At 44.4% G+C, this 6,897-nt stretch carries 5 protein-coding genes and 7 tRNA genes; 10 read left to right on the top strand and 2 right to left on the bottom strand.

Features of this window, described 5'->3' with window-relative positions; all coding sequences use genetic code 11:
• Positions 1 to 42: 42 nt before the first annotated feature.
• From CSV74_RS11275 to CSV74_RS11245, 7 genes are all read left to right on the top strand, one after another.
• A tRNA-Asp gene (locus CSV74_RS11275) sits at positions 43 to 118 on the top strand.
• A 48-nt stretch (positions 119 to 166) separates the two neighbouring features.
• Positions 167 to 242: transfer RNA gene (locus CSV74_RS11270), tRNA-Phe, on the top strand.
• A gap of 5 nt (positions 243 to 247) precedes the next feature.
• Positions 248 to 321 (top strand) — tRNA-Gly (locus CSV74_RS11265).
• A 4-nt stretch (positions 322 to 325) separates the two neighbouring features.
• Positions 326 to 402, top strand: a tRNA-Ile gene (locus CSV74_RS11260).
• 1 nt (position 403) lies between these two features.
• A tRNA-Asn gene (locus CSV74_RS11255) sits at positions 404 to 478 on the top strand.
• Positions 479 to 485: 7 nt separating this feature from the next.
• Positions 486 to 576: transfer RNA gene (locus CSV74_RS11250), tRNA-Ser, on the top strand.
• Between the two features lie 7 nt (positions 577 to 583).
• A tRNA-Glu gene (locus tag CSV74_RS11245) sits at positions 584 to 655 on the top strand.
• A gap of 279 nt (positions 656 to 934) precedes the next feature.
• On the opposite strand, the gene CSV74_RS11240 is transcribed toward CSV74_RS11245, so the two are convergent.
• Together CSV74_RS11240 and CSV74_RS11235 are read right to left on the bottom strand one after the other, a co-directional pair.
• A complete protein-coding gene (locus CSV74_RS11240) occupies positions 935 to 1,684 on the bottom strand; it encodes a TraR/DksA C4-type zinc finger protein (RefSeq protein ID WP_233190887.1) in 750 nt (249 codons plus the stop codon).
• Positions 1,685 to 1,831: 147 nt separating this feature from the next.
• Positions 1,832 to 2,743 (bottom strand): 1,4-dihydroxy-2-naphthoate polyprenyltransferase, encoded by a 912-nt coding sequence (locus tag CSV74_RS11235; protein ID WP_099691712.1) that lies wholly within the window; start codon positions 2,741 to 2,743, stop codon positions 1,832 to 1,834.
• A 237-nt stretch (positions 2,744 to 2,980) separates the two neighbouring features.
• Here CSV74_RS11235 and CSV74_RS11230 point away from each other — a divergent pair, with 237 nt between their 5' ends.
• Genes CSV74_RS11230 through menH form a run of 3 tightly spaced genes read left to right on the top strand, consistent with a single transcriptional unit; the run spans position 2,981 to position 6,885 of the window.
• The gene (locus CSV74_RS11230) at positions 2,981 to 4,357 is read left to right on the top strand and encodes an isochorismate synthase (protein ID WP_099691711.1); all 1,377 of its coding nucleotides are present in this window, start codon (positions 2,981 to 2,983) and stop codon (positions 4,355 to 4,357) included.
• Positions 4,350 to 6,071: a 2-succinyl-5-enolpyruvyl-6-hydroxy-3-cyclohexene-1-carboxylic-acid synthase gene (gene menD, locus CSV74_RS11225; RefSeq protein WP_099691710.1), complete on the top strand. Its 1,722-nt coding sequence runs from the start codon at positions 4,350 to 4,352 to the stop codon at positions 6,069 to 6,071. The genes CSV74_RS11230 and menD overlap by 8 nt, the downstream gene beginning before the upstream one ends.
• Positions 6,061 to 6,885 (top strand): 2-succinyl-6-hydroxy-2,4-cyclohexadiene-1-carboxylate synthase, encoded by an 825-nt coding sequence (menH, locus tag CSV74_RS11220; RefSeq protein ID WP_199170348.1) that lies wholly within the window; start codon positions 6,061 to 6,063, stop codon positions 6,883 to 6,885. The genes menD and menH overlap by 11 nt, the downstream gene beginning before the upstream one ends.
• Positions 6,886 to 6,897: the final 12 nt, after the last annotated feature.

The following is a 6,897-nucleotide window of genomic DNA, read 5'->3' as shown; positions in this document are numbered from 1 at the left end:
TAACCCAAAGGTCACAGGTTCAAATCCTGTCCCCGCAACCAAGGTCCCGTGGTGTAGCGGTTAACATGCCTGCCTGTCACGCAGGAGATCGCGGGTTCGATTCCCGTCGGGACCGCCATTTTATACATACGCTTCAAAAAGGCGTCTTTCTAGAAATACCAAATGTGGCTCAGTAGCTCAGTCGGTAGAGCAAAGGACTGAAAATCCTTGTGTCGGCGGTTCGATTCCGTCCTGAGCCACCATGAATGCGGGTATAGTTTAGTGGTAAAACCTCAGCCTTCCAAGCTGATGATGGGAGTTCGATTCTCCCTACCCGCTCCAATATGGGCCTATAGCTCAGCTGGTTAGAGCGCACGCCTGATAAGCGTGAGGTCGGTGGTTCGAGTCCACTTAGGCCCACCATTCCGCAGTAGCTCAGTGGTAGAGCAATCGGCTGTTAACCGATCGGTCGTAAGTTCGAGTCTTACCTGCGGAGCCATTTTTATGGGGAAGTACTCAAGTGGCTCAAGAGGCGCCCCTGCTAAGGGTGTAGATCGCGAAAGCGGTGCGAGGGTTCGAATCCCTCCTTCTCCGCCATAATTTTGGCCCCTTGGTCAAGCGGTTAAGACACCGCCCTTTCACGGCGGTATCACGGGTTCGAATCCCGTAGGGGTCATACATACAAAAAGGTATTGCATAACTGTGCAATGCCTTTTTTCTATTCTTTACTTATAAATTATATAGGAAGTAACTGAGCGTTATATAGAGGCTTTTCAATAGGATCGAATCGTGCTGCAAATATAAATGGCCGTCCTATTTATAGAAGTTGTATGCTACCGCTTATATCCTCAAACTGACAGTCAATACTAAGCAAAGCCTGCTGTACCTATAGAACGAAAGCATATGTAAAAGAGTAAGTCCCACGAGCCTTGCTCGTGGGACTTACTCTTTTGAATTATTTATCTTCCTCCGCGTCAATATAGCTATCACGTTCTTTATAAGGGATATCGCCTAGTGGTGATTCAATTCCTTCTTCATCCAACTCATCCTCATATTCTATCGCTTCTTCATTGCGTACGAAGCCGGCTGGTTCACCTGTAATGTCGGATACTGCAAACTCTTCGTATTCTTCTACGCTATCATCCATTTCTTCATCATATAAATCCCCGTAGTCACGATTTTTATTACCCGAGAAGTCGGAAGGGGTTTCAGATGTTCCGGACTGTGCGATTTCTTGGAAGCTATCCTCGTAATCAATTGCATCACCTTCTCTTCGTGCAGCGAATGAATTCGGATCTGCCATGGTTAATAAATCATCTTCAACCGGTCGGTCAGTTGGGACATCTTTTTTCGCATCTTCGATACACACAGTAGTGTAAGGGATCGCTTCTAAGCGCTCAAACTGTATTTCCTTACCACAGACTTCACATGTGCCGTACGTGCCTTCTTTGATAGCTTGTAGTGCATTCTGGACGTTCTCCAGTTCACTTTCTGCATGTGTGTTGAGTGCCATGTCCTTTTCACGTTCATATAGTTCTGTTCCCATGTCAGCAGGGTGATTATCATACATCGATAATTCACCAACGTCTTCCTGGGCATTCTTTACGATTTCCGTCTCATTATCCGTTTCAGTCAAACGATCTTCCATAGCTCGTAATTCTTTTTCGAGTTGTTGAATTTGTTTAGTTGTTAACAATGTAGTCACGACCCTTTCTATGTGGCTTTCCTAGTTTACCCATGAAGTCTGAGAAAGCTTTCTTATTTCAGTCTTTCCCTTTTTACAAGCTAGAGTAAACCTTTACAACAAAAAACGTCCACCTTTTTTAGTGTGGACGTTGTGGGTGCAGTTTATTCAGATGAAGTGAGCAATGAGAATGCCGATACCGAGAAGCAGTCCGAACAGCGTATTGGTAACGCCAGTATCCTTCATTGCTGGCATGACTTGGATGGGTTGTTCATGTTTGCGGAAAGTTTTCGTAGCATGTAGCGGTTTGGGGATGCTCAGTAATACGAGTAATGCCCATGGAGACACATGTCCTGTCACAACCAGTACAATGATCCATACATAGGAGATGATGAAAAACAGTGCCAATATTGTTACAGCATGATTTCGACCTACGAGAATCGCCATAGTTTTTCTGCCACCCTTAGTATCCTGTACAATATCACGAATATTATTTGCTAACATAATGGCTCCGACTAATAGCATGCTTGGTACAGATAGCAATATCGCGTTGCCCGTGACAGTTCCTGTTTGGATATAGAATGCGATCAAGATCAATAGCATGCCCATAACAAATCCAGAAACGAGCTCGCCAAATGGTGTATATGCAATCGGGTAGGGTCCACCCGTATATAAATAGCCAATCAGCATGGCAACGGAACCTACGGCAGCTAACCACCAGGAAGTTTCTATGCAAATGTAAATGCCCAGGAGAACAGATAAGCCATATAGAATGAGTGCTAGATTTAATACGGTTTTAGGCTGTACGCCGTTTCGAACGATCGTACCGCCAATACCGATCGAGTGTTCATCATCGAGTCCTCGTTTGAAATCGTAGTATTCATTGAACATATTTGTGGCCATCTGCAGCAATAAACTGGCTACAAGCATCGCTAGAAATAGTGGGAAATGAAGTGGACCGTATTGTAGCGCAATCATGGTACCTAAAAAGACGGGTGCAAATGCGGCAGTCAATGTGTGAGGGCGTGTCAGTTGCCACCAAACTCGCCAGCCGGTATCGGTTTCTATAGTGTGTTGCACGGGTAATCTCTCCTTATACAAGTAGTCATCATCTGATAGTATACAACAAAAACAAGCAGTTAGGTAAGAACAGACAACCATTAAAAATAATTGTCGAATGCTCTTCTATACAGCGAGACATTATATATTAAGTACAGCGTCCGATGTGCTAGAATAGAGGTACTTATCGTTCGGAGAAAGTATGTCTGAACGTAAATTGTCGAAAAACATATAGCATGATGAGAAGGAGAGAGTGGGATGATTCGGAAATTAACCGATCGAGAAAAGACGGTTCCGGCAACAGGCGCTGAATCTCGTTTTTTTACGGAAACATTGGAAGTGGAAACGTTAAGTCCGCTTGCTTTTTTTGAAGCAGGCCTTTCACATTATGGTGAGCATCGTTTCTTCTGGCAGAATGCAGACAAGACAGTAAAACTTGTCGGTTTAGGTCAGGCTACGGTTTTAACAGCGGAGAAGGATCGCTTTCAGTCAATCTCTTCACAATGGGCAACATTATGTGAAGTTTTAATTAAGGAAGAAAAGGATATCGATCCGGTGTTGTTTGGCGGATTTTCTTTTGATCCTCATACACGTCAAGATGATGAGTGGAGTGCTTTTCCAGCCGCTTATTTCACTGTGCCTTTATTCCAATTGAAAATCGAAAAAGGCAAAACGTATGTGTCGATTAATTATATTACGGAAGAACCGCAAGCGGCAGCAGACTTTGAAGCATTGCGTCAAGAACGTGACCGCTTGATTCATATTGCACAGGTTGACGAATTTACGTTCCAAGGAAAGCCGGACGTGATCAACCAAACAGAATTGGCTACGGACCGCTATATGGACGCTGTAGAGCACGTAACATCGCATATTCAAGCGCAAGAGGCAGAGAAAGTAGTCATTGCACGTAAAATTAAATTAACGTTCGAAGAAGAATTCCAAAAGGCTGCTGCATTGCATACAATTACGAATGAACAGTCTGCAAGTTACCACTTTGGCCTGCAAATTGGCGATGAGATGTTCTTCGGTGCAACCCCTGAACGCTTGGTTGAAATTTCTAAGGGGCATGCGTATTCAGCGTGTGTAGCAGGTTCTATTGAACGCGGAAAGACGTCTCAAGAAGACCAACGACTTGGAGAAGTGTTATTACGAGATAAAAAAAATCGTGAAGAACATCAGTATGTAGTCGATATGATTACAGAAGTCTTTGCGGAATTTTGCACATCATTGCGAGTCAATAGAACACCAAAACTTTTAAAAGTACGAGATATACAGCATTTATTCACACCGGTTGAGGGAGAGCTTGCGGACGACATGGATATATTCCGTCTAGTGGAAGCACTTCATCCGACACCTGCTCTAGGTGGGGTCCCACGGCAGAAAGCGCTCGAAATCATTCGCGAAGAAGAGCAAATGGATAGAGGCTTTTATGCTGGACCGATTGGTTGGGCGGATTCTGCGGGCAATGGAGAATTTGCGGTAGCGATCCGTTCAGGTCTGCTAACTGGTAATGAAGCGTATTTGTATGCTGGTGGCGGTATTGTAGCCGATTCTAGACCAATGGAAGAATATGCGGAAACATGGGTGAAATTTCGTCCTGTGTTACGCGCACTCGGAGGCCGTTTACATGAATGATCACGAAACAGGATTAACGAGTTATGTGCTTCGCTTAACGGATACCCTTATTCGGCAAGGAGCGAAAAGGGCGGTTATTAGCCCAGGTTCCAGATCGACACCGCTTGCGTATGCATTTACGAATTCTAAGGACATGCAGACCTATATGCATACCGATGAGCGTTCAGCCGCTTTTTACGCACTTGGATTAGTGAAGGCAACTGGGCAGCCAGTTGTTTTACTATGTACATCAGGAACAGCGGCATCGAACTATCATCCTGCAATTACTGAAGCGTTTTATGCCAGATTGCCGTTGATCGTCATCACAGCGGATCGTCCGCATGAATTACGTGAAGTTGGGGCACCACAGGCGATTGATCAAATTCGTATGTTTGGGGAACACGTCAAAGATAGCGTTGATTTTCCTATGCCTGAAAATCGAGAAGACATTTTACGGTATATGGAACAACGTGCAGTTAGACTTCTTTCTGTTGCCAAAACTGCTCCACAAGGACCTGTACACTTGAATGTACCATTTCGAGAACCTCTACTAATTGATTTACAAGCACCCGCGCCTGTCAGTCGGTTCCAGCAACAGTTAGTAGGGGATTTGGCTGTAACGGAAGATATGAAAACAGTACTTGAAACGTCCATTACGCAATCTAAAAAAGGCATACTTGTCATAGGCGAGCAAGCGACTACTCTAGATAAAGAGCGTTTCTGGCAGTTTGCTAAAGCACTTCAATGGCCCGTACTATGTGATCCGTTATCCAATCTGCGCTCACAAGTACCGACAGATTGTGACGATCTTTGTATTGATCAGTATGATGCGTTGCTAAAAAGTGAAGTGTTTGCCGAAAAGATGCGACCTGATTGCGTCATACGATTCGGCCCGCAGCCCATTTCTAAACCATTACTCTTGTTTTTAAAGAAGGCTTGTCCAGAAACGTATATTGTGGTTGATGATTCACCAAATTATCGTGACCCGATTGGTCTGACTACTCATCATTTGCAAGTGAGTGCAGCGAGTATTTGGCAGCAAATATCTGTACCTTGCGAGCGGACTGAGTATACGAACGAGTGGACTGAAGCCAATCAAATTTCTGCAGATGTAATGAATGAAGATCAACATTTCCATCAAGATGAAGGTCACTTTGTTCGTCAATTCATTGTCAATTTACCGGACCACTCGGATGTAGTCTGCAGCAGCAGTATGCCGATTCGAGACTTGGATACTCATTTCCAAAAGACGAACCGTGATATTTCATTGTTCTGCAATAGAGGGACAAATGGAATTGATGGGGTAGTCTCGACTGCTCTTGGTATTCAAGAAGGCCGTAAACGTAAGACGTATTTATTAATTGGAGATTTGGCGTTTTTGCATGACGTCAATGGGCTGATTATTTCACGTCTACAGCAAACCGATTTGACGATTGTTCTAATTAATAACAATGGTGGCGGGATTTTCTCCTATTTGCCGCAAGCTTCTATTGAACACTATTACGAGCAGTTATTTGGGACACCAACTAATTTAACGTTCCATCATATCGCAGCGATGTATGAAGCGCAATATGATGCGGTTGATACGACGCTAGCATTTGAACAGGCGATGCAAACAGATAAAACGGCTAATCTACGAATTATTGAAGTGGCGACAGTGCGTGCTGACAATGTGGAAGCGCATCGCTCTGTGTGGCGGGAAATTGCGAAGAGGGTGGAACGCATTGGCGACTGAAGTATTGACAATCAGAGGTATTGATACACACGTTGCACGGTACGGAAATGAGCAATTACCGGCAGTCGTCATGTTGCATGGTTTCACAGGTTCAACAGCTACTTGGCAGAAAACGATTGAAGTGCTTATGACGGATTATTATGTACTAGCAGTCGATTTAATTGGACACGGCAAGACGGAAGCGCCTGAAACGATGAACCGTTACAAGATGGAAGAACAAATAAAGGATTTGTATGAAGTCTTGCAGAAGCTTGAAATTAAGAAGCCGATCTTACTTGGTTACTCGATGGGGGGCCGTGTCGCCTTAGGCTATACTGCAACGTATCCTGAAGAGGTTACGAGTCTGGTTCTTGAGAGCAGTTCACCAGGCCTGCGTGCGTCAGAACAGCAACTCGCAAGGCGAACAGCTGATGCCAAGCTTGCGGATAGGATAGAACGACAAGGGATGATAGAATTCGTCGACTTTTGGCAGGAAATTCCGTTGTTTCATTCACAGAAGAAGTTGTCTGAATCACAACAGCAAGCAGTGCGCGCTGAACGCCTCAATCAACGACCGACAGGTTTAGCAAACAGTTTACGAGGGATTGGAACGGGTAGTCAGCCTTCCTACTGGCAAGCGCTTGAGCAACTTTCACTTCCAGTGTTATTGCTTACCGGTAGTGAAGACGAGAAATTTGAAAATATTGCACAGGAAATGATGAAAAGCCTGCCAAATGCGCGGCATGAAACGATAAAAGATGCTGGGCATGCAATTCACGTGGAAAAACCTCAACAATTTGCTACAATGATAAAGAGCTATCTGAAAACAGTGTAAAAATCGAGGAGG

Origin of the sequence: Sporosarcina sp. P19, from assembly GCF_002743165.1 — a bacterium.
GTDB classification, from domain to species: domain Bacteria; phylum Bacillota; class Bacilli; order Bacillales_A; family Planococcaceae; genus Sporosarcina; species Sporosarcina ureae.
This window is presented reverse-complemented; position numbering and strand designations above follow the sequence as displayed.

Bases quoted from the DNA above. Each gene is read 5' to 3' on its own strand.
- CSV74_RS11230 (WP_099691711.1), top strand. From the start codon at position 2,981: ATGATTCGGAAATTAACCGATCGAGAAAAGACGGTTCCGGCAACAGGC.
- menD (WP_099691710.1), top strand. From the start codon at position 4,350: ATGAATGATCACGAAACAGGATTAACGAGTTATGTGCTTCGCTTAACG.